Here is a 26185-nt window from a genome sequence, read left to right as displayed (position 1 = left end):
AAATAGATTGTAAAAGTTTGTCCGATATGACTATAATTTTATACATAATAAAAAGGGATGTAGGGGGATAAGTGATGAAAAAGAACTGGTTGAAAACAGGTGCATCACTCATATTGGCTGGTGTCTTGCTTTCAGGGTGCAATGACACAGCTGAAAATGATGATTCGTCGGGGAAAAAACAAGAAAAGGTGACAATTGGCGTTACTCAGATTGTGCAGCATGCTTCGCTGGATGAAGCCTTTAAAGGCTTTAAAAAAGCTTTAGAAGATCAAAAGATAGATGCAGAGTTCGATGAACAGAACGCACAAGGTGACCAAAATAACAGCCAGACAATCGCGACAAATTTTGTGAATGATAAAGTGGACTTAATTTTTGCAAACTCAACTCCTAGTGCGTTAAGTGCATTGAATGCCACGAAGGATATTCCGATTGTGTTCACTTCTGTAACAGACCCTGTTGTGACCAAATTGGTTCAATCAATGGAGTCTCCCGGTGGTAACGTGACAGGAACAACGGACTATCATCCAGAAGCCATCCCTAAATCTATTGCCTTCCTTGCGGATGAACTTAGTGCAAAGAAAATCGGGACCATTTACAACGCAGGCGAACAAAATTCTGTTGTTCAGGTCGATGCATTAAAGGAAGAAGCTAAAAAGGCCGGTGTTGAAATCGTCGAAGCCTCTGTCTCTACTTCAGCAGAAGTTAAACAAGCGACAGAGTCACTGATTGGTAAAGTAGATGCCTTCTATATTATCACGGATAATACAGTTGTCTCTGCTCTTGAATCGGTAGTTATGGTCGCTAATGATAAAGACATTCCACTATTCGTAGGTGAATTAGATTCTGTCGGGCGCGGCGGGTTTGCAGCTTTCGGCTTCAGTTACTATGATATTGGCTATGAAGCTGGAGAAAAGGCAGCCGAGATTCTGAAGGATGGCAAGAAACCTTCAGAACTGGCTGTTCAATATCCGCAAAAACTAAAACTAGTTATCAATGAAACAGCTGCAAAAGAAATGGGAATTGAAATTAAGGAAGAATGGAAATCAGAAGCAGAGCTTGTAAAATAAATGACCTCATAACGAGAGCGCAAACCTTTCTGAATACTGTCTAGTGTTCTAGAGCGGTTTGTGCTTTGTAATAGAAAGGATGACTACGATGTTCCCTGCATTATTTAGTTCGGTTGAATCCGGAATGATCTATGCGATTATGGCTCTTGGAGTTTATTTGACGTTTCGTATTCTCGATTTTCCGGACTTAACAGTGGATGGCAGCTTTGTGACTGGAGCATCATTATCCGCGATTATGATTATCAATGGATATTCACCGCTCATAGCTACAGCAGCAGCTTTGTTAGCGGGATTTGCAGCAGGTACCATTACGGGACTGCTGCATACAAGAGGGAATATTAATCCTCTTTTATCAGGCATTCTTATGATGATTGCGCTTTACTCCATTAATTTGCGGATTATGGGAAAGTCCAATATTCCCCTGCTGTCTGAGCCAACCTTAATGACATCTATTCAAGAAATGTGGTCAAAAACGAATGTAGATGAAGTACTGAACAATGGACTGACCCTGATTGGATTAGGTGACAGCCTGCCAAAAACATGGTCAATTTTAATCATTATGTTTTTCCTGGCTGTACTGATTAAAGTAATTATGTCGAATTTTTTAAAAACAGAGGTGGGCCTTGCACTCCGGGCGACTGGTGATAATGAAGCGATGGTAACAAGTTTTTCAGCCAATACAAAAAATATGAAGGTACTTGGATTAGCAATAGGAAACGGGCTGGTGGCATTTTCAGGGGCACTTGTTGCTCAATACAATGGCTTTAGTGATATTGGAATGGGAATTGGCATTATTGTTATTGGGCTCGCATCTGTTATTATTGGCGAAGCTCTGTTCGGTTCGAATACTATTAGCCGGGCAACCCTAGCCGTTATAGGGGGAGCAGTAGTCTACCGCCTTGTAGTGACGCTGGCTTTGCAGGTGAAATTCCTTCAAACGGGTGATGTTAAACTAATTACAGCGATCATCGTTATCCTGGCTCTTATTGTGCCGCAGTTCCGTGACCATCGGAAAGAAAAAGGACGTAAGAGAAAACGATTAAAAGAATTACAGTTGATTCATTTAAATACTTCTGAAAGGGAGAGTGAAGCGGATGCTTCGATTAAACCAACTTTATAAGGTGTTTAATGAAGGAACCCCTGATGAGAAGCTGGCTTTGCAAAATCTACAGCTTGAATTAAAAAAAGGAGAGTTTTTTAACGGTCATCGGCAGCAATGGGGCCGGTAAATCGACCCTGATGAATATGGTTGCTGGCAAGTTACTTCCTGATGCTGGTGAAGTAGAAATTGATGGGCAGAATGTGTCAAACATGACAATAGAAGAAAATCTAGCGATTGCATTTGGCAGGACCAATACACGAGGGTTTGGCTTTGGGGTGACGAAAAAGAGAAAGGGATTCTTCAAAGAAAAGCTCGAATCCCTGCATCTCGGACTTGAAGACCGAATGAACGCAAAGGTAGGGATGCTTTCTGGAGGGGAGCGGCAGGCATTATCCCTGTTAATGGCCACGTTTACTGAACCCAAGATCTTGCTGCTTGATGAACATACAGCAGCACTTGATCCCTCCAGAGCGGAGCTGGTTACCCAGTTAACGAAGAAGATTGTTGGACAATACCAGCTTACGACTTTGATGGTCACTCATAATATGCAGCAGGCTCTCGATCTGGGAGATTCCTTAATTATGATGGACAAAGGGAAAATTATATTTGAAGCAGGCGGGGTCAATAAACAAAAACTGACTGTCGAGAAGCTTCTTCAAGAATTCCAACGCATTAAAGGTGAAAAAATGAATAATGATCGTGCTGTTCTCATTTAAAATCCCTCAGCAAGAGGGATTTTTTTGTTCCTTCTTATTAAAGCCAAACACCGATTGGAAAATTCGTCCTTTTTTATTTTTAGGTGGATTCCCATTAAAAGCTGTCAGACTGTCACTTTTTCGGTTTTCAATTTCACTATTTTCAAGCTTTTGGATCCGTTTTTCAAGTTTTTTAATTAAGTCTTGCAGCTCTTCCATATCACTTCGGTGCTGGAGAAGTTGATAAGACACAACGCTATCGGCCTTTTCATCTAGCTTGCGTTCTATTTCAGTGACGACAGCTTGAATTTCTTCAGAACGCTGTGCTGGAAGGGTACCCTTCCTCACTTTTTTTTCACGTGGTTCCTGGGAGGCACTGCTGTTATTTAATTCCTTCTTCATTTGCCGAAGGGCTTCAAGGTTAGCTTCTGAAAAGACATAATGTCCATGCTGATTTCGTTCAACTAGTATATTTCCCCCGCTTACCCATCGTTGGACGGTACTCTGCGAAATACCGAGCTCCTTTGCCACTGTACTTGTATTCATCTTAGTCCCCTCCTTAAGAACAAGGATTCTTCGTTTTCTTTAAATCTCCTTCTGAGGTGACAAAACTAGTTTCATTTCTACAAATAAAGTGGTTTTCTTCTTTAAATGGAAACTTATAGGATAAAAAATACTGAGAGGATAATACTAAATGGGTAAAACGTAATCAAAAAGCAAGGAGGAATGAAATTTGTATTTTTATAAAGAAGACTTAATTAATATGATCGTTCCTGACAAACCCGATCCGGGAGCTGCTAAGGTACTTCAAGAAACCTTGGGCGGTCAATTCGGGGAAATGCGGACGATGATGCAGTATTCTTTTCAAAGTGCGAACTTTCGGGGGAATAAGAAACAATATCGTGATCTAATCCGTGGTGTGTTTCTTGAAGAAATCAGCCATGTAGAGTTGGTTCAAACAACCATTAATCAGCTTTTAAATGAGTCCGGGGAGGATGCTGTTGGGAATGGAGGAACCAATGGAGCCCCTCTTGAAGTAGCAACTATGAGTGCCAATCCTCATCACTATATTATGGCCGCTCAGAGTTCACTGCCTGTTGACGCTGGAGGAAATCCCTGGACTGGTTCGTGGGTATACAGTCACGGAAACCTAGCGGCAGATTTACTTAATGATGTTATTCTGGAATCAACTGGGGTCCTGCAGAAATCAAGAATCTATGAGATGAGTTCGAACAAAACCTTCCGTGAGACGTTAGCTTTTTTAATGGTCCGAGATAATGCCCATCAAAATGCGTTTGCGAAAGCGTTAGAAACATTAGGCGTTTCTTGGGGGAAACTATTCCCTATCCCAAATTATGATTTAAATAAATATCCGGAATGTCGTAAATATGTAGATCTCGGTTTTCATAATGCTCAATTTAATTTCCGACTAGATGATACGATGATTGGACAGGTTTTCCAAGGGGTAACTCCAAGTCGAAATGGAGGGGACTTATCCGTAACGCCGCCGCCAAATGGATATGCAGTACCTGATTTGCCAGAAATGCCAAATGAACATAGTCCAGGCTTAAGTGATCTGAATTCTTGAATCGAGTAAGCGGGTGTCCTGATTAAGGGACACTCGCTTTTTTTGAATAAAAAAACCTGCAGACTAATTCTAAAAGTCTGCAGGCATCACGGGTCTTACCAGCCTCGTTCATATTGCTTAGGAGCTGTGATTTCATAATTCAGTTCTTTTGCAGCGGTTCTAGGCCAATAAGGATCACGAAGTAATTCGCGGCCTAGGAGGATAAGATCTGCACGATCGTTTTGGATAATTTCATCCGCTTGAGCCGGAGAAAGAATTAAACCAACGGCGCCAGTAGGAATGTCAGCACCATGCTTAATGGTATCGCTAAATGGAACTTGGTAGCCCGGGAAGGCTTTAATCCGAGCGGGAGCTACGGCCCCTGAGCTGACATCAATTAAGTCGACACCATCTTGTTTCATCCAACGGGTCAATTCAATATATTGTTCTGGGTCCATGCCGCCTTCTAAATAATCATTGGCAGAAATTCGAACGAATAATGGTCCTTCCCAGACTTCTTTAACAGCTGTAATCGTTTCTTTGAGGAATCGGTAGCGGTTTTCAGCAGATCCGCCATATTCATCGGTACGTTTATTCGTAATGGGTGAAAGAAATTCATTTAGCAGGTATCCGTGTGCCCCATGTAGTTCGATGATATCGAAACCGGCCTGTTTAGCTCGAATGGCACCCTGACGAAAAGCTTCAACAGTTTCTTTTATATCTTCAACGCTCATTTCTTTTGGTTGTTTATATGTTTCATCAAAAGCAATCGGGGACGGTGCTAGAATATCGCCGTCAACCACTGCTTTGCGGCCGGCATGAGCCAACTGAATGCCAGTTTTAGTGTCTTCCTCTTTCATTAGTGATACAAGTTCACGTAAACCAGCGATGTGCTCATCATCCCAGATTCCGAGATCACGGTCTGAAATTCGTCCTTGCGGCGTAACGGCAGTTGCTTCGACAATCAATAACCCTGCTCCACCAATGGCTCTGCTTGTATAATGTGTCTTATGAAAGTTTTGTACTTTCCCGTCTTTCTCGTGACTCGAATACATGCACATAGGAGACATTACAATCCGGTTTTTTAAGGTTACGTCTTTCAGTGTATATGAAGTAAAAAGTTTTGTTGCCATACTTATCCACTCCTTAGATACTAAGATGTTAGTAGTATAGCAATCAAATGTAAATTCAAGCCAAGAATCTGCTTATAATGAATTACTTTTTCAAAAGTGATACTTCTATTTCCTCGCTGATTTGCTGTCCCATCCGTTTTGATTGCATGGCAGCCTCTTGAATACAATTCACAAATGCTTCTTGTACTTGGTGTGCTGCCAGCACCTTTAGCCCCGCCTCTGTTGTACCTCCTGGTGAAGTCACTTCTTTTCGAAGCTGATAGGCTGTTTTTGATGATTGGTTCACCATTTCCGCTGCACCGATTAGAGTCTGGATAATCAGCTGCTTAGCGGTATCGGTATCAAGGCCAATCGCTTCTGCAGATTTCTCCATCGCCTCCACTAAGTAATAAATGTAGGCTGGACCGCTTCCAGAAAGACCGGTCACGGCATCTAATTGGGATTCCTCTACAAGGGATACAGTACCAATCGCTTTAAATAATGCAATCGCATCAGCTAGATTTTTTTCTTTCGTCTGTTTGTTGGCAGCAATGGCTGTTGCAGATTTTCCCACAGCTGCAGATGTATTCGGCATGGCCCGAATAATCGATACTTTTTTAGAAATAATCCCCTCAAGACTGGCTATATCAACTCCTGCGGCAACGGATATAACCATCATTTCTTCTGTTATGTAGGGCCTTGCTGCGGACAAGACAGTAAGCACGTCCTTTGGCTTGACGGTAAGGACGACAATGTCAGCACCTGTTAAGAGCTTCTCAAGTGATTGACATCCAGTCACACCATATTGCTCTTGAAGCTCATCTAATCGAGCCGTATTCGTTCGATTACTCGTATAAATCGTTGATGGATCCACTCCGCCTCTTGAAATCATTCCTGAAAAAATTGCCTCAGCCATTGAGCCTGCTCCAATAAAAGCCGTTTTGCTCATGATTATTCACTTCCTTATGCTTGTGTTTTTGTAATATAGAAAAAAGGCCTCTCATCCTAAAAGAGGAAGAAAGACCTTCCACGGGACACCATTCGAAACATAAAACGAATGTGGTTTTGGCAGCCGTATCTTTTTTAGTTACTGTGATTATCGACGATAGTCAGCGCCTCTGTCAATACCGAATGAGTCTCTTTATGGGAGGTAATACTAGTAGTAAACTATGCGAAAATAATGACAATTCTGCATGTCAGAGGTAAAATTAAGGATGAATGCATGAAATAATTAAAGTAGTTTATATCGTTTGCTTGTAAATAGAATTTAACCATAATGTTTAAGGGGATAGGCTATGACTAGTTGGCAAGGGAATATAGCAAAAATCACATTACCAACTTCTTTTGCAGTGGGTGATGTAAATGTTTATGTAATAAAAGGAGAGGCCTTGACTATGATTGATTCTGGTGTCAGAACGGATCAGTCAAGGGAAGTCCTTGAACAGGAGCTGAACACTCTTGGTCTACAATTAAGTGATATTGAACAGGTTGTGTTAACCCATCATCATCCTGACCATGCTGGAGGTTTAGAATTTGTTAGTGATCAGTGCCAAATTTATGGTCATCCAACGAACCAGCGCTGGCTGGATATGCCGGAATCCTTTGTCGGACAATTAACTCAATTTTTCACTCAACTAGCGAGAGAACTTGGCGTACCAGAGGAATACTATTCTAAATTAATTGATTACCGCGGACCAGGATCAGTGATTACTACGAGAGGGTTGAGTGCATGCGTAGGGGAAGGTGATGTAGTGCCAGGGCTGCCAGAATGGAGAGTCATTGAAACACTCGGACATGCGCAAAGTCATATTTCTCTTTTTCGCGAAAAGGATGGAGTATTGATTGGTGGAGACCATTTATTAGCCAAGATTTCACCCAATCCAATATTAGAGCCTGCTCTTGAACCGGGAGCGGAACGGCCTAAGCCTCTGCTGCAATATAATGAAGCTCTGAAGAAACTGCTAAAGATTCCAGTGTCCCTTGTTTACTCAGGACATGGTGCTGAAATTACTCAGATTCCCGAATTAATTCAGTCACAGTTAAATCGTCAGCACAACCGGGCTATGCAGGTAAAAGAAATGCTGGCACAATCACCTTTAACAGGGCTTCAAGTTTGTATGCAGTTATTTCCAAAGGTATATAAAAAGCAGTTTGGTCTGACTCTGTCTGAAAGTGTTGGTCAATTGGATTATTTAGAAGATTTAGGTGAAATAAAACATGAAACTCATTCAGGCGTCATATATTATTCAGTTCGCTAATGAAATGATGAGGTGTATTAATGGGGAATTTACAAGATAAATGTGTAGTCATTACTGGGGCCTCTGGTGGAATTGGAATGGAAATTGACTCGTCGTGCGGCAGCGAGAGGCGCCAATGTAGTCTTGCTTGCTAGAAGCTTGGAGAAGCTAGAACAGCTAAAGCAAGAACTTAGTACTCAATATACGCAGCAGGATTTTTATGCGTACAAACTTGATGTAGGTAAACCAAAAGATATTGAAGTGGTTTTCACAAAAATTTTTCAAGATGCAGGCAAAGTGGATGTTCTCGTCAATAATGCAGGATTTGGTACATTTAAACAGGCGGTTGATACGGAAATTCAAGAAGCCGAAGCGATGTTTAATGTAAATGTCATTGGTTTAATGGCCTGTACGAAAATGGTTCTTCCATCCATGCTGCAAAGAAATCAAGGACATATCATTAATATTGCGTCACAGGCAGGAAAAATGGCAACGCCAAAATCGTCTTTGTATTCAGCAACAAAATTTGCTGTACTCGGCTATTCAAATGCTCTGCGTATGGAAATGATGGACACGAATATTCATGTAACGACCGTTAATCCAGGTCCAATCGAAACTAATTTCTTTGAGATTGCGGATGAGACGGGTTCGTATGTGAAAAATATAGCTAAATTTATGCTTAAGCCCGGGGATGTAGCAGAAATAATTGTTGCGGCTATGCTTACTTCCAAACGTGAAATCAATCTACCAGGTTATATGAATGCTGCCAGTAAATTTTATAACCTCTTTCCTAGAACAGCTGAGACACTGGGGAAAGGTGCATTTTTTAAAAAATAACGGTATCAGTCTGGTAAGAACTTAATGTTTTGTTTGTCCCTCTCTTTTGATAAATGTGATATATTGGTAATAAAGTGATATCCAGGTTCAAAAGAAGAGAGGGGGACGAAAGTGAAACAAGGAATACTTCTTTTGATATCGATTTGCTTACTTCTACTTTCTGGCTGCCAGCCCTTTACATCTGAACAAAGTGCGGAAGCGATTGGTAAGGGTGAAGACGGGTTTATCACCAACATAGATCCAGAAGCAAAGACGTTATTAATTAACAGTACCTATTACAAAATTACCGATCAAGCGCAAATAAAGGATTTGAATGGCGAAATTTTGGATTGGACTGACGTGCAAATTGGCATGAAAGTGAAGACATGGTATACCGGGGAATTGGATAAAGCATTTCCCAACAAGGGACAAGCAAGGCTTGTACTTGTGCTGACTGACGAATCAAGTCTCCGTGAAAGGGAAGCGGTTACCTCTGCTATCGATTATGTCAAAAAAAGTGAAAGTCAGCAGTTTATGGTGCTGAAGCTGACTCATATTCCAGAAGAAGATATCTATGATATTGAATTGATGAAGCGTTCAAATCTTGATGAATCGTTCACGGTTATGGTTGATGGCGAGACAAAGGAAATACTAGATCAGCATTAGAAACTTCCTCGAAGTAGGAAGTTTTTTTTTCTGTTCTTTAAAACTTTTCTCTCCTGCCGATGTCTAATGTGTATAGAGAAAAAGGGGGAAGTTTTATGAAGGACTTGGTTATGCGTGCAGTCAACGGGGATGATGCAGCATTTACCGAACTGATGGATCGTCATAAAATCCAATTATATAAAATGGCTTATTCGTATTTACGAAATGAAGATGATGCGGTAGAGGCGCTTCAAGAAGTTACCTTTAGGGCCTATCGTGCGTTGAAAAAAGTAAAAAATCCGGATTTCTTTTCTACGTGGCTGATCCGAATTCTGTTGAATTACTGTATGGACGTCCAAAAAACCAAAAAACGAATGGTCGTTGATGCAGGCAAAATTGAACAGGCAGCTGTTTATCAGAATCATGAAAGTATAGAAATTGAGCAGGCGATGAAAGAGATGGAGACAAAACAGCGGGAACTACTTGAATTAAAATATTTTCATGAGTTGAAGATAACGGAAATTGCTGAGCTTTGGCAATGTCCAGAAGGTACGGTCAAAACACGACTGTACAAAGCATTGAAAATACTAAAAGGTAAGCTTGAAGCGAAGGGGGATGCACCGCATGTATGAAAAGGAAGAAAAGAAATTACGTACGATAAAACAGAATTATGATGAACTGGACATCCCTGTCGAGCGCCTCGATAATGCGATTCAACTCGGAATGACGAAAGCAAGGCAGACAGCCCGTCATAAATGGAAGCCTTGGCTTATTTCTGTATCTATGGCAGCCATTCTTATTTTGTCACTTTTAACAGCTATTCGGGTTTCTCCTGCAGTTGCCAGCTATGTGTCTATCCTGCCTGGGATGGAGAAAATTATCGAGCGGATTTCCACTGACAAAGGCCTGATTGATGCGGTTAATCATAATTATATCCAAGAAGTTGGGGTTACAGATGAATATGAAGGACTTAAGGTTACAGTTGATTCGTTGATTGTTGATGAGCAGCAAATGAAGGTTTTTTATTCTGTTGAGGGAACACCAAAAAAGGATGAGTTCCAAATCATTCCGTCACTTCAAACACTGGATGGAAATGATCTTGAAGCATCGACAACGTTTGCTGATGCTAATTTAGAGGGTGGTAAAGCTGAATTAGAAGCCACTTTTTATTTTAATGAACCTCATCGTGAAAAAGAGTTAAAGCTATTATTGACGCTAAATCCTCAAAAACATACCTTCATGTTTCCTCTAAAGCTCGATCCGGTTGCTTACGAAAAACAAAAGAAAAGCTATCCGGTTAATAAAACAGTAGAAGTGGAAGGACAAAAAATTACGTTTAAGAACATAACCACCTATCCTCTTCGTACGGTGATTGAAGTCGAATTTGATCCTGATAATACGAAGAAGCTGTTTACTTTTGAAGATTTGCGGATTGTTAATGAACAGGGTGCAGTCTGGAGTGGAATTAAAAACGGAATAACGGCACTTGGAGAGAACGATAAGAGGACTTTTTATCTTGAGAGCAATTACTTTCAGGAGCCGGAACATTTATATCTCACGTTCACTACTATTCGGGCGCTAGACAAAGACCAGCTGCTGATTAAAATTGATCCGAAAACAGGGGAGCTGCTTCAGGGACCACGAGATCATGTGATATATGATGTGAGGGTGAACAAGTCTGAGGTTATTTATAAAGTGAACATGGATAGTGAACTTCGCTACGAGCTTACTTCGAGAATTCAAAATGCTAAGGGTGAAGATATCTATGGCGGCTCGACGAGTACGCACTATTCTGAGGTACAAGAGGTATTTGTCCGCTATGACCGTAAAAAGCTTGTACCGGGCCCGGTTATTCTCGAAATTTCTGATTACCCGACAGTTATTAAGAAAAATGTAAAATTTAAAATTAAATAAAAGAAGGCTGCCGAGGCCTTTCAGACTGTAGACAAACTCGATTAAATCAAGTTTGTCTACAGTCTTCTTTTTTTAGTTTTTAAAATGGAGCTGTTGATTTCCGTTCCAGGCGCTTCGCTTTCCGCGGGCGGGCGGGACAGGTGAGCCTCCTTACGGGGTCTCACCTGTCCCGCTATTCCCGCAGGAGTCTTCACGCCCTCATCTCCAATCAACCGTCTTTCTAAAGTTAATCTGGATGTAAAACCTAGCGATTGAAAGGAAACACGTACTATCCTAGAACAAATTCAGGAGGACACAAGTGATCTAAAAAGCAGAAATAATATAACAGTACGCCTATTAAAAGCCATGAGCTGCCTCGATAAGCAGGAAAACATCCATGAAATGTGTTCAAAATACCAAAAGAGGTACGGAATGAAATCATTCCGTACCTCTTTTGTCTACTAACTGAAAGGCTGCCGAGGATTCTCAACAGCCTTTTGGTTGAACTTATAGGGTTTTTGCACCTACATAGGCTGCTTTCCAATAAGAATTGTTCATTTTTGCAATGCTGACTCCTTTTGAAGAAGCGGCACTGATAAATTCTCCGTTCCCAATAAAAATACCAACATGAGAGACGCCGGTTTTTTTGGAAGAAGTATCAAAGAATACAAGGTCACCAACTGATGGAGAGGATACCTTTAATCCTGTGTCTTTATAAAGCGATGCTGATGTGCGTGGCAGTGTGATTCCTTGTTTCTTGTACACATAATAAATCAGCCCAGAGCAATCAAATCCTGATGTCGTTGTACCGCCCCATTTATATGGTGTACCAATCAGTGATTTCGCATTTTTAATCAGGGTTGTATTGTTAACGTTGTATACGCCAAGTGCTTTAAAAGTTGCTGGACCCGCAATTCCATCTGCAGTAAGTCCTTTTGCTTTTTGGAATTTCTTCACGGCTGATACTGTGTAGCTCCCATAATAGGTTGTGAATGAACCGCTGTATGTAAAGTAACCTTTTATTTTCAACAGCTCTTGAAGCTGGCGATTATCGTTGCTTGTTGTAGCCGGTTTAAGTGTTTTATCTCCGATATTTGCAAAAGCTTGAATTGGTGTAAGCATTAAAGCAGAAGCAATGGCAGCTGAGGCTATCCATTTTTTCATGTTGTATTGTCCCCCTCGAGATCTCTATTTCTATTTAACTATGACTTTACTATATTACAATATTTTAATGGATAAATTGGTTACATTTTCATTACAAATAATAGGTAAAAGGACCAAGGTAATAAGTTCCTGTATTTTAGATATTTTGGGCTTATAACCAAGATTTTTGCTTGTGCATCCGTCAAATCTACTTGATTAAAAAATACTGTTGGAAGATGAAGAAAATTTTACCTATATAATATTATTTAAGAAGTTATCCGCAAATTGTTGAAGATTGTTATAAAATTTCCATTGAATACGAACGCATATTCGCTTAAGATAAGGATAGAATAAAAAGGCGAACGTATATTCTTGTTGAGGTGGAAAAAATGGTGGATTATGAAAAGATGCCAAAGCAGTCGATTATGTGCATTGATATGAAAAGCTTTTATGCTAGTTGTACGGCTGTCATGCTCGGGATTGATCCCTTGGATTGTCATTTGGCGATTGTGGGAGATAAGCAGCGTACGGGCAGTGTGGTGCTGGCTGCTTCCCCAAGAATGAAAAAGGATTTCGGAATTAAGACGGGTTCACGGATGTTTGAGATCCCAAATGATCCGCGGATTTTGGTAGAAGAGCCTAAAATGGCGACCTATATGCGGATATCAACCGAAATTACCCGCTTGTTTCACCGGTATGTTCCAATGGAAGCCATTCATGTCTACAGTGTAGATGAAAGCTTTATTCGAGTTGACGGAGCTACTTCGCTATGGGGAGATGCTCGTACGATTGCTGCGAAGATTAAAGATGAGATTGAACGGGAATTTCAACTTTCCTGTGCAATCGGCATTGGACCAAATATGTTATTGGCAAAGCTATGTCTAGATTTGGATGCTAAGCATACAGGGATTGCCGAATGGACGTACGAGGATGTACCGTCAAAGCTTTGGCCTGTCTCACCCCTTAATAAAATGTGGGGGATTGGCAGCAGGCTCCAGAAAACCCTAAATGGGATGGGAATCTTCACGGTCAAACAGCTTGCGCACTATAGCTTGGAAATGCTTGAAAAAAAATTCGGCGTCATGGGAAATCAACTTTATTACCATGCTTGGGGAATTGATCTCTCAGAAATAGGAGCGCCCATTATGGAAGGGCAGGTCAGTTTTGGCAAGAGTCAAATTTTACTGCGGGATTATAAGGAAGAGAAGGAAATCAAACAGGTGATTCTCGAAATATGTGAGGAAGTGGCGAGACGGGCGCGTACACACTCAAAAGCCGGGCGAACGATCAGTCTGGGGATTGGGTATAGTCAAGATGAATTCGGCGGCGGTTTTCAGCGCTCGAGATCCATTGATGATCCGACAAATATTACCATGGATTTATATAGGGTCTGCCTGCAGCTGTTTAAAGAAAATTACTGTGGTAAAACGGTACGGAGTATTGCAGTTACGCTTTCTAGTATCGTTGATGATAATGAAATGCAGCTTAGTTTATTTGATAAATCGCGCTGGAAAAAACGTGAACTAGGCTATACGGTTGACCGAATTCGTACGAGATATGGCTCAAAAGCGTTACTGCGGGCTGTGTCATATACAGATGCAGGAACGGCTGTATACCGAAGTAAACTGCTCGGCGGGCATAAGGCATAAAATGAGGAGGGTACACCATGCTGAAAGATCGTGGACGAATGAAATGGACAGCAATGATGCTGCCAGAACACGTTACAATGCTCCGGGAATGGGCACATGAAGACTCCTATGAAAGTGAACGGCTGCTTGACGAACAACAGCTCGAAGAAATGAATATGACAATGGGAGAAGCAATGGAAACGGGAAAGACCGTGACCATTACGTATTATGAGCAGCGGCGTTATCAGCTGCTGATCGGCACTATCCACTACTATAATGAAATCCAGCAAAAACTGCATGTCATCGACCGTTTTGAGCAGCCCCACTACATTGCTCTCAACAGGATGGTTGATATTCGGTTTACGGATTAGCTGGAGCAGGCTGAAAAGTTAACAGTGAGGAATACTTCCTTTATACTTAAGAAATTACAGGAGGTATTCATATGAAAATAGAGTGGACAGAATCAGCTATTGAAAAGATAACAGAGAAGATTGCCGATAGAGAAGGTTATCTTCTGTTGAAATATGATACAGAGGGTAACGGATGTGTAATGAACGGAGTAACAGCATTATGGCTCATGGATGAACTTGATGAAAAGGAAGACGTTGAAATCTCAACGAATCTCATGCCGGTGTATGTCGAAAAATCGAAGATGATATTTATGGATGACGAGTTGAAAATTGATTTCGTACCATCAGTTAACAGCTTTCAGCTTAAAAGCCCTAATCAAATGTTGAATCCACGGTTAAGCTTTATGAATCGTACAAAATAATGTCAAAGAGCGCCGGCCAAGAATTAGGCACGGCGCTTTATTACAATACATACTGATCAATAAATTGCGTAACAACCTTTTCGTACTCCTCCGTGTTTTCAATATAGGACTGGGCATGTGCACCACGGGGAGCGAGATAGAGCTGCTTAGGTCCTAGCTTTAGCTTGTACAATTCCTTTGTCATGGATGGTGGAATAAAGGTATCCGGTTCACTGTGAATAAAGAGAACTGGTTTTTTTATCTTTTGGATATGCTGTTGCGGTGAGACTTCACTAGTCCAGTAGCTGTCACGCAGCCGGATGAAGAATCGGCCAATAGGAAGAACGGTCCTGTGTGGAAACGGGATTTTTTCTTGAAGCTGATAAGTCAACAATTCTTCAAAATCGGAGAACGGACAGTCGGCAATGTAAAAATCAGCGCTGTCTTCAATCATTCCTGCATAAAGCAGCATGCTGACGGCTCCCATTGATTCTCCGTGAATGCCAAGAATAAGATTTTCTCCTTTTTGTTTCTTCAATTCATCAATAACGGCTTTGAGGTCATCCTTCTCGTAATGACCATAGGAGCTAGTCTTTCCGCCTGATTCTCCATGACGGCGATGGTCATAAATGATCGCATTGAATCCTAATTTTATAAAAAGGTTCATATATTTAATGGAATTGGTTTTATTTTCAGTCACTCCGTGGCAAATAATGACCCATTTATTATGTTGGTAGGGTTCAACAAAAATGGCTTTTACCAGATAGCCTGCTGGAGAAAAGATAAGGTGCTCTGTTTGCGGCAACCTTGTAAAAGCAGCTAGATCAAGTCTCTTTGCCATGATTTCACGGTTTTTAATAAAGTCATCTTCCTTTTTCTTCATGTACATAATTTGATTTGAAAAATAAACACCAATACCGACTGCATAAGCAGCAGTAAGCCCAGCAGCCGCTATCCACCATTTTTTCATGATGATCCTCCTGAAAAAGTTATTTTACCTTATCCTACCATCTTAGAAATGAAACTCCAAATCGAGAAAAAGTGGTGAATTGTCTTACTGCTGCCATGATATAATAAAAGAATAGAAGGCAAGGAGGGGCAAAATATGAAGAAAAAACAACAACGGATGCCACAAAAAAAACAGGAAGATACGTCTCCAAAACTCGGTGATATGATTAATTCAGATATCCTAGCAAAACTTCGTGAAACACAAAAAGAACTATCGCAGGCAGAACAAGTAAAAAAAGAAGCTGAAGAAGAAAAAAAACGAGAAGAGCGTAGATTGCGCGAGAAAAACAAATCGTTTGAAGAGCTGCTTGGAGAGAGTAATTTAGACTGGAAAAAATATAAATAATCCTAAAATTGTAGAGAATTTTCTCTGCAATTTTTTTGTTGTGGGGGAAAGTGTTAGTAACTCTGGGACCTGCGCTTCGGACTTTTTTTGTACGGAAGGGAAGCGTAAAGGTAAATTTCTGTTTAAATAAGGCTGTCGAGGTTTCTCGACAGCCTGAGGGTGGTCAGTCTAATGTGTATTATTCCCTGTGTGAGGTATAGACGTTTTCTTTTGTCAGCTTTTTAAGAGCAGCAAGTTCTTCCTCCGTAAGCGGAAGACCGCGGACAGCTTGGCAGTTTTCTCGAAGTTGTTCAACGGAGCTGGCTCCAGCAACTACGGTTGCGACCGATGGATTGGCAAGTACATATTGCAGGGCGGTTTCCGTAAGCGGCCGCGGCAGAGTTTCTTGAATAGTAGGAAGCAAGGCAGCCAATTCCTCATAGCTGTAATCAAGATAGCCCTTTTCTTTGACATTGTTGGATGCTTTCGTCAACATTTTTTTGCTGAGAAGGCCTTTAGCAACTGGGCCTCTGGCAATGATACTGATTTGGTTCTCTTCAAGCAGGTGCTGCCATTCCTCTGGCCGGCGATCAAGGAGACTATACTGCATCATGACTGCTTGAATAGCAGAATCAGCTGCATATTTCTTGATCACATTGGGACGAATGGAAGAGATTCCGTAATAGCGAATCAAGCCTTCTTTTTTTAATTCCTCAAAAGCCGAAATACTTTCTTCTATATTATCTTCAATCATTCCGCCATGAAGCTGGTAAAAATCAATATAATCCGTACCGAGACGATTTAAACTGTCCTTTACTGCGCTTTTGATGTAAGCAGCTGAGGCATCCCACTTCACGTTATCCTGCGCTTCATTCCAGCGGTTTCCAACCTTCGTGGCAATGATGACTTCGTCTCGAACGTGTTTCAAAGCCTGACCTACGATTTTTTCATTGACGCCAAAGTCATAGAGATCGGCCGTGTCAAAATAGTTGATGCCTTCTTCGAGAGCAGCAGAGATAATTGTTTCCGCGTGTGCAGCGTCCTTACCAAGTGACATACAGCCGAGTCCAATTTCTGATACTTGAAGACTTGAATTTCCTAACTGACGTTTTTTCACAAACACTCACTCCTTTAGTATGTATATATACATTCATTGTAAAGGAGTTTAGCGATACACTCAAAGAATTTGCCATAGATCAAGAAGGTAAATCGTGAATTTTATATATATTCAGAAAAATATAGAACAATCTATCAATAATAGTGCATTGATAGGAATGGAGAAGATAGATAAGATAAAAATAATTAGGGGAAAGGAGATTAGAAATGAAAAAATTACTCATGTTAATCGTATTCAGCCTCTTATTTACCTTCACACCGCTTGTACCACCTGCAGGTGCAGAAACAAATCCAGGGAAAGGAAAAGAGACTATCCCAGTGAATATTATGTCTTATAATATTCACCATGGCGTAGGAACAGATGGTCAGCTTGATTTAGGGCGAATTGCTAATGTGATCAAAGAGAATGGGGCAGAAATCATTGGCTTACAGGAAGTTGATAAACATTATGGTGCGCGGAGCAACTTCGAGGACCAAACAAAAAAATCGCGAAATTACTTGGCTACAATCACTATGTATATGGAGCGAATTTAAATTTGGAGCCGAATATTGGGGATACAAAGCGAAGAGAATATGGGACAGCTATCATAAGTAAATACCCAATTATTAAAGCAACGAATACATTTCTCACTAGTGTAGGTGAACAGCGCGGACTGCTGCATGCGACAGTCAATGTAAAAGGCTACCATGTTCAAGTCTACAATACACATTTAGGCTTGGATGAAGCGAGCAGAACCACCCAGATTGAAGAGATTATCACAGAGAGCAATAAATTTGAAGGACCATCTGTTTTAATGGGAGATTTTAATACAACACCCGAAACGGCTGAAATCCAGAAGCTCTTAACTGGATCAAAATTTATCGATAGTTTTTCTGGAATAGAAGCCCCCTATACGTTTCCAGTCCCAAACCCGATTAAGCAAATTGACTATATTTTCACCAGTGATTTTATAAACATTGCTAATCAACGAGTATTATTCACAGAAGCCTCCGATCACCTGCCAATTATTACAACAATTGAATTGAGTAAAGTTAAAACGGTTTCCTACCAAGGAACCGTTTTTTACTTATTTTGGATGATATAATTAGTAGAACGTCATAGAAAAGGTGATATCCATGTATGCGAAATTTATGAATCTATCCTTTCAAACGAGGTTAATGATTTTTTTTATTATTTCAGCTTTAGTACCTCTTATCGTATTAGGTGTGTTCACCTACCAAAAGTCTTCTGAAATTTCTAAAGAACAAGTCAGTCAACAGGTGCTCGAGGGAATGACTCAAATTAATCGCAATCTTACATTTTTTAATCAAGATATCCAGCAGCTGAGTCATTTTATTTACCGCAGTGAAATTGTTCAGAATGCGTTGCAAAAACCCAAAACGAGAAGTGAGAAAGAAAAATATCAAGATTTTATACAAGTCAGAGAGCTGCTGAGTACGTTAACGGATTCGAAGAATTGGGATCTGGATATTTATTTAATTGGTTTAAATGATGATAGATATTTCACTGGTGAATATTTGTCCAAACAGTATGATCAGTATATGGAGAATTGGGGGATTTTCCGTAAAGTAAAAGCAGCCAATGGAGCATTGGTTTGGGAAACGAATTACACGATTCGGAAAGTTGATGCCAATGAAGTGGTACTTAGTGCGGGACAACTGTTAAAGGAGCCTTCAACAGGCAAGCCTCTTGGCTATTTAATCATCGATATAACAGAATCAGATATTTCTAGAATCTACCAACAGGAAGAGAGCCAGTTTTCGCAAAATATGTTTTTATTAGATGAAGGAGGATACGTAATTTCAAGTTATCCAAGTAAATCAACAGTTGGGCTGAAATTTCAACATTCGTCCACAGAAACAGTTCTTGCCAATGAAAAGGGGTATACCAAAACAACTTTTCAAGACGAACCATCTATTATGGTTTACGATACGGGGCTGGAAACCCAATATAAAATGGTAACCTTTATCCCGGAAAATGAAGTGATTGAAAAAAATAAAATATTTGGATATGTAACGATTAGTTTACTTATAATTGGCTTAATAATTGGCCTTTGGCTGGCCTATTTTTTTGCAAAAACGCTGACTAATCCGATAAATAAATTAATTCATTTAATGGAAAAGGTAGAGAAGGGCGATCTGTCTGTTCGCTTTCATTTTAAATACTCAGATGAAATCGGGAATTTAGGGAATCGCTTTAATCATATGCTGACACAAATGAATACCTTGATACATGAAAGCGTTGAAAAACAGACTAGGTTAACAGAGGCGGAGTTACATACTTTACGAGCACAAATCAATCCTCACTTTTTATACAATACTCTCGAAACAATCAGCACAATTTCTAAATTAAGAGGCGTAAAAATTGTCAGTGATATTTCTCTAGCATTAGGAAAAATTTTTCGTTTTTCAATAAATAAGGATAAGGAGTTTGTCAGATTAGAAGAAGAGCTTGAACTACTAAGACATTATTTGTTTATTCAGGAAGTTCGTTTTGAGGATAAGATAATCGTTACGATTGATGTGGAAGAAGAGGCAGGGAATTGTATGATTCCAGTTCTTTTAATTCAGCCGTTGGTGGAGAACGCTCTTTCTCATGGACTGGAATTAAAAGAAACACAGGGACATCTACAGATTAACATCTATTGTATTCGGAAAACGCTCTGGATAAAAATACAAGATGACGGGTTAGGTATGTCAGAGGAAAGAATTCGAGAAGTTCTGAATGAGAAGGAGACAATCCAAAATCAAAGATCAGGCGTGGGATTAGCTAATGTTAGGAAGAGGCTGAACCTGTACTTTGGTGCCGAATATGGGCTCACCATTAAAAGTCAAGAAAATAGAGGAACCATCATTACCTTAAAGCTGCCTGAAATCAAAGAAGGAGAGTGGATTCGTGATTAAATTAGTCATTGCTGATGATGAAAGGCTTATAAGAGAAGGAATCAGGTATGGAATTGATTGGAACATGCTCGGAATCGAAATTGTAGGAGAAGCAGCTACTGGAAGAGAAGCTCTGGAAATGATAGAGAAACATCAGCCGCATCTATTATTTACTGATATCAGAATGCCAGGTTTGAATGGACTAGAATTAATAAAGCAAGCAAATCAAGCAAAAAAGAATATCAAAACGGTTATCCTATCTGGCTACAATGATTTTTCATATGCCCAGGATGCAATCAAATTAGGAGTTAAGGATTTTTTATTAAAGCCATTAGATGATCAGGAGTTATACCTAACGTTTAAAAGAGTCATAGAAGAAATTAACGAGGAACAAATTGCGGGTCTAGAAAAAGAAAAAAGAAAAATTGATGAGTTTGTTAAAGACATATCGAACGAGATTCCGCTGTCTTTAGAAAACTTACTGAAAAAATATTCTCGTTATTTTTTAGTGGTGTGGGAATCCGCCAGGGGGATGACTCCTGAAAAAATTCTTATGGGTAACGGCTTTCAAAATGTGTATGGACAAAATGAAAAAAACTTCGGTTATTTTATTGCCTGTGAAGAGCGGGAGGGAGCTAGTATTGAGTCCATTCATCAACAATTCAAAAAGTCGTCCTTTATTGGAGGTGCCAGCGACTATTCTTCCGACTTTTCAATTATATCTAAGCTCTATGCTCAAGCACTGCTAGCGAAAGATCATTATAAATCACTCGGCAAAGAGGGCTGTTTAAAATTCAGCGAATTAGCAGGCAATATCGATTTAACGGAAATTATTCAGTATATTACCCATCATTACCATGAGGCGCTTACTCTTCATGATTTAGCATCAAGTATCTACATATCGGACAGCTATTTCAGCCGGATTTTTAAAGAGAAAACCGGGAAGAAGTTTATTGATTACCTAACTGAAATACGAATCTACAAAGCCAAGCAATTGCTAGAGCATACCGATTTAAAAACAAATGAAGTGAGTATTAGCGTTGGTTATCCAAATGCAAGGTACTTCAGTCAAATTTTCAAAAGGTATACAGGATATGTTCCCTCGGAATTTAAAAAGAAGAGCTTGAAGCACGAAAATATTTAAACATTTCGGAAATTTTGGTTTATTGTTATTTAGCCCCGTTTTTATATACTGAAAATAGATTTTAAAGGGGGATTGACTATGAAAAAACATATCCTGTTAACTTGGGTAATAGCGCTCGTTTTTATACTAGCTGCCTGCTCGGAGGACACAAGCAGTAATGACGATGGAACGAAATCGACAAGCAAGAAAGTAACGGTGTATTCTCCTCATGAAACCGATTTGATTAATCCAATTATTAAAGAGTTTCAAGAAGTAACAGGGATAACGGTTGAGCTGGTTACTGGCGGAAGCGGTGAACTTCTCAATCGAATTAAAGCTGAATCAGGTAAGCCCTTAGGAGATGTACTATGGGGGGGCGGTGCTGAATCTTTAGAAGCTTTTAAAGCGAATTTTGAACCATTTGAAGTGAGTGAAAGCGAGAATATATTAGATGTGTATAAGAGTTCTGATAATAGTTGGACAGGTTTTTCAGCGTTGCCGATGGTCATTATGTATAACAAAGATATGGTAAAAGAAAATGAAGTGCCAGATTCCTGGGAATCCTTATTGGATCCTAAGTGGAAAGGGAAAATTGCGTATGCGGATCCCGCTAAATCAGGCTCATCATTTACTCAATTGGTCACCATCCTTAAAGCAAAAGGGGACGCAGGAGAAGAAGGCTGGAGCTTTGTTAAAAAACTACAAAAAAATATGGACGGCAAAGTTTTAAGCAGCTCTAGTATGGCTCCAAAAGGTGTAGCGGATGGAGAATTCCCAATTGGCCTTACGCACGAACAAGGGGCATATCAATACATTTCGGGTGGAGCGAATGTAGGCGTATCGTATCCAACAGAAGGAACTTCAGCAGTACCGGATGGGATGGCGATTATCAAGGGAGCAAAAAACGTAGACAATGCACAGAAACTACTGAACTTCCTTGCCGGAAAAGATGTACAGGATATGCTGGTAAAAGAATTTAATCGTCGTTCAGTAAGAACAGATGTTGAACCGCCTGAGGGACTGATTAAAACAACAGATATTAAATTGGTCGATTATGATCTTGAGTGGGCATCTAGTAATCAAGCAGATATTTTAGGGAAATTCCAGGATATTTTAATTGGAAAGTAATTAAAGAGTGATGCTTGACTACGGAGTATTAAACAGAGGGGAAACCTTCTATTTAATACTTCTATTCACTTCATAAAAGGATGTGTCAAAATGACAAAAGTGAGAATAGAAAACGTGTCTAAGTACTTTGGTGAAGTAAAAGGAGTAGACAATGCAGATCTTACGATAGAAGATGGAGAGTTTTTCACCTTGCTCGGTCCAAGCGGCTGCGGCAAAACAACCTTGCTGCGAACCTTAGCAGGATTTTATCAACAAGAAGAAGGAAACGTCTATTTCGGCGATCAATGTATAAATGACCTGCCAACCTACAAGAGAAATATCGGGATGGTTTTCCAAAGTTATTCGATTTTCCCCCACTTAACGGTTTTTGAAAACGTTGCTTATGGGCTGAAGGCTCGGAAGGTAAATAAAATTCAAATAAAAGAAAGAGTCCTAGAGGCGTTAAGAATGGTTGAGCTTGAGGATTATCAAGATCGCCAGCCTGCTTTATTAAGCGGCGGGCAGCAGCAGCGGATTGCCTTAGCAAGAGCGGTTGTTATCCATCCAGGAATACTCCTTATGGATGAACCTCTATCTAATTTGGATGCAAAGCTTCGTTTGAAGATGAGAGCGGACATTCGTGATCTGCAAAAGAAACTAAATATTACAATGATTTACGTTACGCATGATCAAGAAGAGGCATTAGCCGTTTCAGATCGAATTGCCGTTCTGAAAAAGGGGAGAATTCAACAAATCGGCAAGCCTCATGAAATCTATTTAAGTCCTGTTAACCAGTTTGTTGCCAACTTTATTGGTTCAACCAACTTTCTAACGGCCATGATTAGTGAAGATGTAAACAAAGGATCCATTGTTACCGTTGCCAATAAAGAATATCCGATTGTGTTAAAGAAACCATACAGCGGTCCTGCTGTTTATTCGGTGAGACCGGAGCAAATTAAAATAAAGCGAACTAGCAGCGATGGACCCTTTGTAAAAGGAGTCATTGTTGAGGCAACCTTTTTAGGGGAAAAAGTTGAGTACAACGTTCAACTAAATCATACGACAGAAATCATTCAGGTAAATGAACACGCGGTTCATTATGATTTATTAATGAATAAAGGAGAGCATGTAGAGCTGTATTTGAATCCAGAAGAAGCTGTTTTGTTTAGTAAAGATGGGGAGGAGGTTTTAAACATCCATGACAACTACTCGAGCACTGTCTACGAGCCGGTTTAAACTTAGATGGAATTCCTGGGATATTATCACGATTATAGCGTTTATTTTTATTATTCTTTTTATGGTGTACCCATTATTCAATATTTTTCTCAACAGTTTTTTCTACGAAGGATCGTTTAATTTCTCTCATTATAAAGATTTTTTTACGTTAAAGTATTATTACAGCTCATTAACCAATAGTTTACTAGTCTGTGGACTAGCGACAATCTTTGCTATCTGTATTGGTTTCCCAATGGCCTATATATTAACTAGATTTGATCTTCCATTTAAAAAGATTATCCATATTTTAATTATATTGACGTTACTGTCACCACCTTTTATTGGCGCTTATTCTTGGATTTTAATCCTCGGGAATAATGGGTTTCTTACGAATTTTTTACATAGTATCGGCTTAAATACGCCGTCGATTTATGGATTGCATGGTATGATTTGGGTATTTACTGTTCAATTTTATCCGCATATTTATTTATACGTTTCAGGAGCTTTAAAGACAATGGACAGCTCTCTTGAAGAAGCTTCGGAAAGTTTAGGGAGCAATAAGCTGAGAAAACTGCGCACGGTTACGCTCCCGTTGATTTTCCCCACCTTATCTACAGGAGCCTTAATGGTGTTTATGGCCTCCTTTGCAGATTTCGGAACACCCATGTTATTGGGACAAGGAATCAAGTTGCTGCCCATTCTCGCTTATGAACAATTTATCAATGAAATGGGTTCAAATCCTGCGATGGCTAGTACATTAAGTATGATTCTGTTGTCTGTCAGCACGGGTATCCTGTTTTTACAGCGCTATCTCGTAACGAGAAAATCCTATTCGATGAGTTCGATGCGTCCACCAAAGGTAATTAAATTAAAGCCTCTTCAAAAATTCTTTGCCATGCTGTTTGTCTGGCTTGTATTGGCAGTGTCTTTAATTCCGCAAATCACTGTTATTACAACCTCTTTCCTGAAGACAAACGGTCCAGTGTTTACGAATCAATTTAGTTTAGACAGTTATCGAGAAGTGCTGTTTAGAGTCCCACAAGCGATTATCAATACATTTAGCTATTCGGCATTAGCCATTGTTTTTATGGTAGTCGCTGGACTGCTCTTATCCTATATCGTGGTAAGAAGAAGCTCAAAAATCAGTGCGCTGTTAGATACGCTGATCATGATTCCATACGTTATACCAGGTACAGTTTTAGGTATTAGTTTTATCGTAGCATTTAATAAACCGCCGATTGAAATAACAGGAACATGGATTATTTTAGTCATTGCTTATAGTATAAGAAAGCTGCCATATACGATGAGGTCCAGTACCGCCATCCTTTATCAAATTGACCGCAGTGTGGAAGAAGCGTCGATAAGCTTAGGCGTACCTCCAATGAAGACGTTCTTTAAAACTACCGCGATACTCATGCTGCCTGGTGTTTTGTCTGGAGCGATTCTTAGCTGGGTGACGACTATTAATGAACTGAGTTCAACGATTGTTCTTTATACAGGAGCCACTTCAACCATTACGGTTGCGATCTATTCACAAGTTTTTACGTCAAGCTACGGTACTGCAGCAGCGCTTGCTTCTATTTTGTCACTCAGTACAATTGCTTCATTAATTATTGTGACGATTATTTCTGGAAAAAAGGGGATTCCGATCTAATAACCAGAAGGGAAGACCTCTATGAAGAGAGCGTTATTTATTAGCAGCATCATTGTGATTTTCTTAATAGGGATCTATCTATTCGGATTAAAACCCAAACCAGCCATACAAACGCAAGAGAATGGGAGCAGCACATTTACCATCTGGGTGTATTCTTCCAAGTTGGTTAACAGTGTTGAAGCGTATAAAAAGGAAAATCCTGAGGTTGTTATTTTTATGAAAAAAATGAAATCTGCTGAACATTTAGTAGAAGAGCTTAAACTAGCGAACTCATCAGGGAATACACCGGATATGGCCGAAATTCCTTCCTTATATGGAATCTTTCCATTAGTTGAGAACGTATCTCTTATACCTGTTAATGAATATGTAGAAGAGGAGTTCTCCGCAAGTTTAATAGAGGTGATCGAGGCCCGTTTTTCGATTAATGAAAACTTGTACGCCATTCCACTTGGATATGAAGTCCCCATTCTGTACGTTAATAGTAATAAGTATAATGATAAGCTGAACATACAGACACTGCAGGATCTATGGGAGTTGTCGGATTCAAAAACCCCTATCTTAGCGGACGCCATGTATCCTTGGTATAAGTTGAACATGCTCCCTCCTGATTTCACTGAAGAGGATCAAGTAAACGGAGAAAAGCTTTTTTTTCCGGAATACTCATCAATGATGGCTTTAACCGATTTTGTGAATGGACATGCAGGCGTGTTGATTAGTTCTTCAAGTAAACTGCATTTACTGGAAAAGTTGATAGGCAGCACATTTAAATGGGAGCCTATGGCGTTTCCTAGTTCCTCAGAACAGTTACTGGTCAATGGAAGCGGACTTTCGGTATTTCAAAACAGGGATGCGTCAAAAGAAACAATACAAAGCTTCTTCTCCTATATGCAAGAAAAGGATGTCATATTTAAAATGTCAGTGGAAGAAACTCAAATTCCTCCAATAAAGACTGTCGCTGAATCGGATCGATATATCAATCACTTTCGGCAATATCCAGCTTATCAACTTAGCATCAAACAAAGCTTAGTTAAACAGGGCTTTGATTTATCATCTGAGGACGAAATGAGATGGAATCAAGTTACTGATGAATGAAGAGGT

The 26185-nt window shown here is 39.9% G+C and carries 26 protein-coding genes and 1 pseudogene; 21 read left to right on the top strand and 6 right to left on the bottom strand.

All coding sequences use genetic code 11. The features are described 5' to 3' along the window. Nucleotides 1-74 precede the first annotated feature (74 nt). The 3 genes and pseudogenes from WYK_RS13660 (at nucleotide 75) to WYK_RS13650 (ending at nucleotide 2885) form a co-directional block, all read left to right on the top strand. Complete coding sequence (locus WYK_RS13660; RefSeq protein WP_174391509.1) at nucleotides 75-1067, top strand: ABC transporter substrate-binding protein; 993 nt, start codon at nucleotides 75-77, stop codon at nucleotides 1065-1067. 88 nt (nucleotides 1068-1155) lie between these two features. Beyond that, entirely contained in the window at nucleotides 1156-2187 is a 1032-nt protein-coding gene (locus WYK_RS13655) for an ABC transporter permease (protein WP_040375036.1), read from the top strand. Continuing rightward, a pseudogene (locus WYK_RS13650) lies at nucleotides 2162-2885 on the top strand (ABC transporter ATP-binding protein). The gene WYK_RS13655 and the pseudogene WYK_RS13650 overlap by 26 nt, the downstream one beginning before the upstream one ends. A gap of 6 nt (nucleotides 2886-2891) precedes the next feature. On the opposite strand, the gene WYK_RS13645 reads toward WYK_RS13650, so the two are convergent. Next, nucleotides 2892-3437 (bottom strand): MerR family transcriptional regulator, encoded by a 546-nt coding sequence (locus WYK_RS13645; RefSeq protein WP_152526473.1) that lies wholly within the window; start codon nucleotides 3435-3437, stop codon nucleotides 2892-2894. A 160-nt stretch (nucleotides 3438-3597) separates the two neighbouring features. Here WYK_RS13645 and WYK_RS13640 point away from each other — a divergent pair, with 160 nt between their 5' ends. Next, nucleotides 3598-4452 carry a manganese catalase family protein gene (locus WYK_RS13640; protein ID WP_040375034.1) on the top strand — a complete coding sequence of 285 codons (855 nt, stop codon included), beginning with the start codon at nucleotides 3598-3600 and terminating at the stop codon, nucleotides 4450-4452. Nucleotides 4453-4547: 95 nt separating this feature from the next. Here WYK_RS13640 and namA read toward each other — a convergent pair whose 3' ends face one another. Beyond that, entirely contained in the window at nucleotides 4548-5564 is a 1017-nt protein-coding gene (gene namA / locus WYK_RS13635) for an NADPH dehydrogenase NamA (RefSeq protein WP_040375033.1), read from the bottom strand. A gap of 82 nt (nucleotides 5565-5646) precedes the next feature. Next, the gene (gene proC / locus WYK_RS13630; protein ID WP_040375032.1) at nucleotides 5647-6492 is read right to left on the bottom strand and encodes a pyrroline-5-carboxylate reductase; all 846 of its coding nucleotides are present in this window, start codon (nucleotides 6490-6492) and stop codon (nucleotides 5647-5649) included. Between the two features lie 346 nt (nucleotides 6493-6838). Between proC and WYK_RS13625 the strand changes: the two genes are divergently transcribed. The 5 genes from WYK_RS13625 to WYK_RS13605 all read left to right on the top strand — a co-directional run bounded on the left by WYK_RS13625 (nucleotide 6839) and on the right by WYK_RS13605 (nucleotide 11155). Continuing rightward, nucleotides 6839-7801 (top strand): MBL fold metallo-hydrolase, encoded by a 963-nt coding sequence (locus tag WYK_RS13625; RefSeq protein WP_040375031.1) that lies wholly within the window; start codon nucleotides 6839-6841, stop codon nucleotides 7799-7801. Between the two features lie 66 nt (nucleotides 7802-7867). Next, nucleotides 7868-8617, top strand: a complete 750-nt coding sequence (locus WYK_RS13620) for an SDR family NAD(P)-dependent oxidoreductase (RefSeq protein ID WP_235782510.1) — start codon at nucleotides 7868-7870, stop codon at nucleotides 8615-8617. 111 nt (nucleotides 8618-8728) lie between these two features. Further along, nucleotides 8729-9262, top strand: a complete 534-nt coding sequence (locus WYK_RS13615; RefSeq protein WP_040375030.1) for a hypothetical protein — start codon at nucleotides 8729-8731, stop codon at nucleotides 9260-9262. Between the two features lie 95 nt (nucleotides 9263-9357). Then, complete coding sequence (locus tag WYK_RS13610) at nucleotides 9358-9873, top strand: sigma-70 family RNA polymerase sigma factor (RefSeq protein WP_040375029.1); 516 nt, start codon at nucleotides 9358-9360, stop codon at nucleotides 9871-9873. Next, on the top strand, nucleotides 9866-11155 hold the full coding sequence (locus tag WYK_RS13605; protein WP_040375028.1) for a DUF4179 domain-containing protein: 1290 nt from the start codon (nucleotides 9866-9868) through the stop codon (nucleotides 11153-11155). Before WYK_RS13610 ends, WYK_RS13605 begins: the two co-directional genes overlap by 8 nt. Nucleotides 11156-11641: 486 nt before the next feature. On the opposite strand, the gene WYK_RS26190 is transcribed toward WYK_RS13605, so the two are convergent. Next, nucleotides 11642-12298, bottom strand: coding sequence for a C40 family peptidase (locus WYK_RS26190; RefSeq protein WP_040375027.1), 657 nt, complete (start codon nucleotides 12296-12298; stop codon nucleotides 11642-11644). A gap of 368 nt (nucleotides 12299-12666) precedes the next feature. On the opposite strand from WYK_RS26190, the gene WYK_RS13595 reads away from it, so the two are divergent. The 3 genes from WYK_RS13595 (at nucleotide 12667) to WYK_RS13585 (ending at nucleotide 14677) form a co-directional block, all read left to right on the top strand. Further along, nucleotides 12667-13926, top strand: a complete 1260-nt coding sequence (locus WYK_RS13595; protein WP_040375026.1) for a Y-family DNA polymerase — start codon at nucleotides 12667-12669, stop codon at nucleotides 13924-13926. Nucleotides 13927-13943: 17 nt separating this feature from the next. Further along, nucleotides 13944-14276, top strand: a complete 333-nt coding sequence (locus WYK_RS13590; protein ID WP_040375025.1) for a YolD-like family protein — start codon at nucleotides 13944-13946, stop codon at nucleotides 14274-14276. Nucleotides 14277-14347: 71 nt separating this feature from the next. Continuing rightward, a complete protein-coding gene (locus WYK_RS13585; RefSeq protein WP_040375024.1) occupies nucleotides 14348-14677 on the top strand; it encodes an iron-sulfur cluster biosynthesis family protein in 330 nt (109 codons plus the stop codon). A gap of 40 nt (nucleotides 14678-14717) precedes the next feature. Here the strand turns inward: WYK_RS13585 and WYK_RS13580 are convergent, their stop codons facing one another. Beyond that, complete coding sequence (locus WYK_RS13580; protein WP_040375023.1) at nucleotides 14718-15626, bottom strand: alpha/beta hydrolase; 909 nt, start codon at nucleotides 15624-15626, stop codon at nucleotides 14718-14720. Nucleotides 15627-15761: 135 nt separating this feature from the next. Here WYK_RS13580 and WYK_RS13575 point away from each other — a divergent pair, with 135 nt between their 5' ends. Further along, nucleotides 15762-16010: a YqkE family protein gene (locus WYK_RS13575; protein WP_040375022.1), complete on the top strand. Its 249-nt coding sequence runs from the start codon at nucleotides 15762-15764 to the stop codon at nucleotides 16008-16010. Nucleotides 16011-16188: 178 nt separating this feature from the next. Here WYK_RS13575 and WYK_RS13570 read toward each other — a convergent pair whose 3' ends face one another. Then, entirely contained in the window at nucleotides 16189-17106 is a 918-nt protein-coding gene (locus tag WYK_RS13570) for an aldo/keto reductase (protein ID WP_040375021.1), read from the bottom strand. Nucleotides 17107-17312: 206 nt separating this feature from the next. Here WYK_RS13570 and WYK_RS25690 point away from each other — a divergent pair, with 206 nt between their 5' ends. From WYK_RS25690 to WYK_RS13535, 8 genes are all read left to right on the top strand, one after another. Further along, a complete protein-coding gene (locus WYK_RS25690; protein WP_235782509.1) occupies nucleotides 17313-17639 on the top strand; it encodes an endonuclease/exonuclease/phosphatase family protein in 327 nt (108 codons plus the stop codon). Nucleotides 17640-17641: 2 nt separating this feature from the next. After that, entirely contained in the window at nucleotides 17642-18190 is a 549-nt protein-coding gene (locus tag WYK_RS25685) for an endonuclease/exonuclease/phosphatase family protein (protein WP_235782508.1), read from the top strand. A gap of 31 nt (nucleotides 18191-18221) precedes the next feature. Further along, nucleotides 18222-20009 (top strand): cache domain-containing sensor histidine kinase, encoded by a 1788-nt coding sequence (locus WYK_RS13560; RefSeq protein ID WP_040375020.1) that lies wholly within the window; start codon nucleotides 18222-18224, stop codon nucleotides 20007-20009. Beyond that, a complete protein-coding gene (locus WYK_RS13555) occupies nucleotides 20002-21132 on the top strand; it encodes a response regulator transcription factor (RefSeq protein ID WP_040375019.1) in 1131 nt (376 codons plus the stop codon). The genes WYK_RS13560 and WYK_RS13555 overlap by 8 nt, the downstream gene beginning before the upstream one ends. 78 nt (nucleotides 21133-21210) lie before the next feature. Further along, nucleotides 21211-22239 carry an ABC transporter substrate-binding protein gene (locus WYK_RS13550; RefSeq protein ID WP_040375018.1) on the top strand — a complete coding sequence of 343 codons (1029 nt, stop codon included), beginning with the start codon at nucleotides 21211-21213 and terminating at the stop codon, nucleotides 22237-22239. 90 nt (nucleotides 22240-22329) lie between these two features. Beyond that, nucleotides 22330-23454 (top strand): ABC transporter ATP-binding protein, encoded by a 1125-nt coding sequence (locus WYK_RS13545; protein ID WP_040375017.1) that lies wholly within the window; start codon nucleotides 22330-22332, stop codon nucleotides 23452-23454. Beyond that, nucleotides 23417-25087, top strand: coding sequence for an ABC transporter permease (locus WYK_RS13540; protein WP_040375016.1), 1671 nt, complete (start codon nucleotides 23417-23419; stop codon nucleotides 25085-25087). The genes WYK_RS13545 and WYK_RS13540 overlap by 38 nt, the downstream gene beginning before the upstream one ends. A 21-nt stretch (nucleotides 25088-25108) precedes the next feature. Then, on the top strand, nucleotides 25109-26179 hold the full coding sequence (locus WYK_RS13535; RefSeq protein WP_040375015.1) for a type 2 periplasmic-binding domain-containing protein: 1071 nt from the start codon (nucleotides 25109-25111) through the stop codon (nucleotides 26177-26179). The last annotated feature ends 6 nt before the right edge of the window (nucleotides 26180-26185 follow it).

The sequence above is a fragment of the Peribacillus psychrosaccharolyticus ATCC 23296 genome, from assembly GCF_000305495.1.
Classification (GTDB): domain Bacteria; phylum Bacillota; class Bacilli; order Bacillales; family DSM-1321; genus Peribacillus; species Peribacillus psychrosaccharolyticus.
This window is presented reverse-complemented; position numbering and strand designations above follow the sequence as displayed.

Bases quoted from the DNA above. Each gene is read 5' to 3' on its own strand.
- WYK_RS13580 (WP_040375023.1), bottom strand. From the start codon at position 15,626: ATGAAAAAATGGTGGATAGCGGCTGCTGGGCTTACTGCTGCTTATGCA.
- WYK_RS13560 (WP_040375020.1), top strand. From the start codon at position 18,222: ATGTATGCGAAATTTATGAATCTATCCTTTCAAACGAGGTTAATGATT.
- WYK_RS13655 (WP_040375036.1), top strand. From the start codon at position 1,156: ATGTTCCCTGCATTATTTAGTTCGGTTGAATCCGGAATGATCTATGCG.
- WYK_RS13605 (WP_040375028.1), top strand. From the start codon at position 9,866: ATGTATGAAAAGGAAGAAAAGAAATTACGTACGATAAAACAGAATTAT.
- WYK_RS13660 (WP_174391509.1), top strand. From the start codon at position 75: ATGAAAAAGAACTGGTTGAAAACAGGTGCATCACTCATATTGGCTGGT.
- WYK_RS25690 (WP_235782509.1), top strand. From the start codon at position 17,313: ATGAAAAAATTACTCATGTTAATCGTATTCAGCCTCTTATTTACCTTC.
- WYK_RS13550 (WP_040375018.1), top strand. From the start codon at position 21,211: ATGAAAAAACATATCCTGTTAACTTGGGTAATAGCGCTCGTTTTTATA.
- WYK_RS13595 (WP_040375026.1), top strand. From the start codon at position 12,667: ATGGTGGATTATGAAAAGATGCCAAAGCAGTCGATTATGTGCATTGAT.
- WYK_RS13575 (WP_040375022.1), top strand. From the start codon at position 15,762: ATGAAGAAAAAACAACAACGGATGCCACAAAAAAAACAGGAAGATACG.
- WYK_RS13540 (WP_040375016.1), top strand. From the start codon at position 23,417: ATGACAACTACTCGAGCACTGTCTACGAGCCGGTTTAAACTTAGATGG.
- namA (WP_040375033.1), bottom strand. From the start codon at position 5,564: ATGGCAACAAAACTTTTTACTTCATATACACTGAAAGACGTAACCTTA.
- WYK_RS13545 (WP_040375017.1), top strand. From the start codon at position 22,330: ATGACAAAAGTGAGAATAGAAAACGTGTCTAAGTACTTTGGTGAAGTA.
- WYK_RS13590 (WP_040375025.1), top strand. From the start codon at position 13,944: ATGCTGAAAGATCGTGGACGAATGAAATGGACAGCAATGATGCTGCCA.
- WYK_RS26190 (WP_040375027.1), bottom strand. From the start codon at position 12,298: ATGAAAAAATGGATAGCCTCAGCTGCCATTGCTTCTGCTTTAATGCTT.
- WYK_RS13585 (WP_040375024.1), top strand. From the start codon at position 14,348: ATGAAAATAGAGTGGACAGAATCAGCTATTGAAAAGATAACAGAGAAG.
- WYK_RS13610 (WP_040375029.1), top strand. From the start codon at position 9,358: ATGAAGGACTTGGTTATGCGTGCAGTCAACGGGGATGATGCAGCATTT.
- WYK_RS13625 (WP_040375031.1), top strand. From the start codon at position 6,839: ATGACTAGTTGGCAAGGGAATATAGCAAAAATCACATTACCAACTTCT.
- proC (WP_040375032.1), bottom strand. From the start codon at position 6,492: ATGAGCAAAACGGCTTTTATTGGAGCAGGCTCAATGGCTGAGGCAATT.
- WYK_RS13535 (WP_040375015.1), top strand. From the start codon at position 25,109: ATGAAGAGAGCGTTATTTATTAGCAGCATCATTGTGATTTTCTTAATA.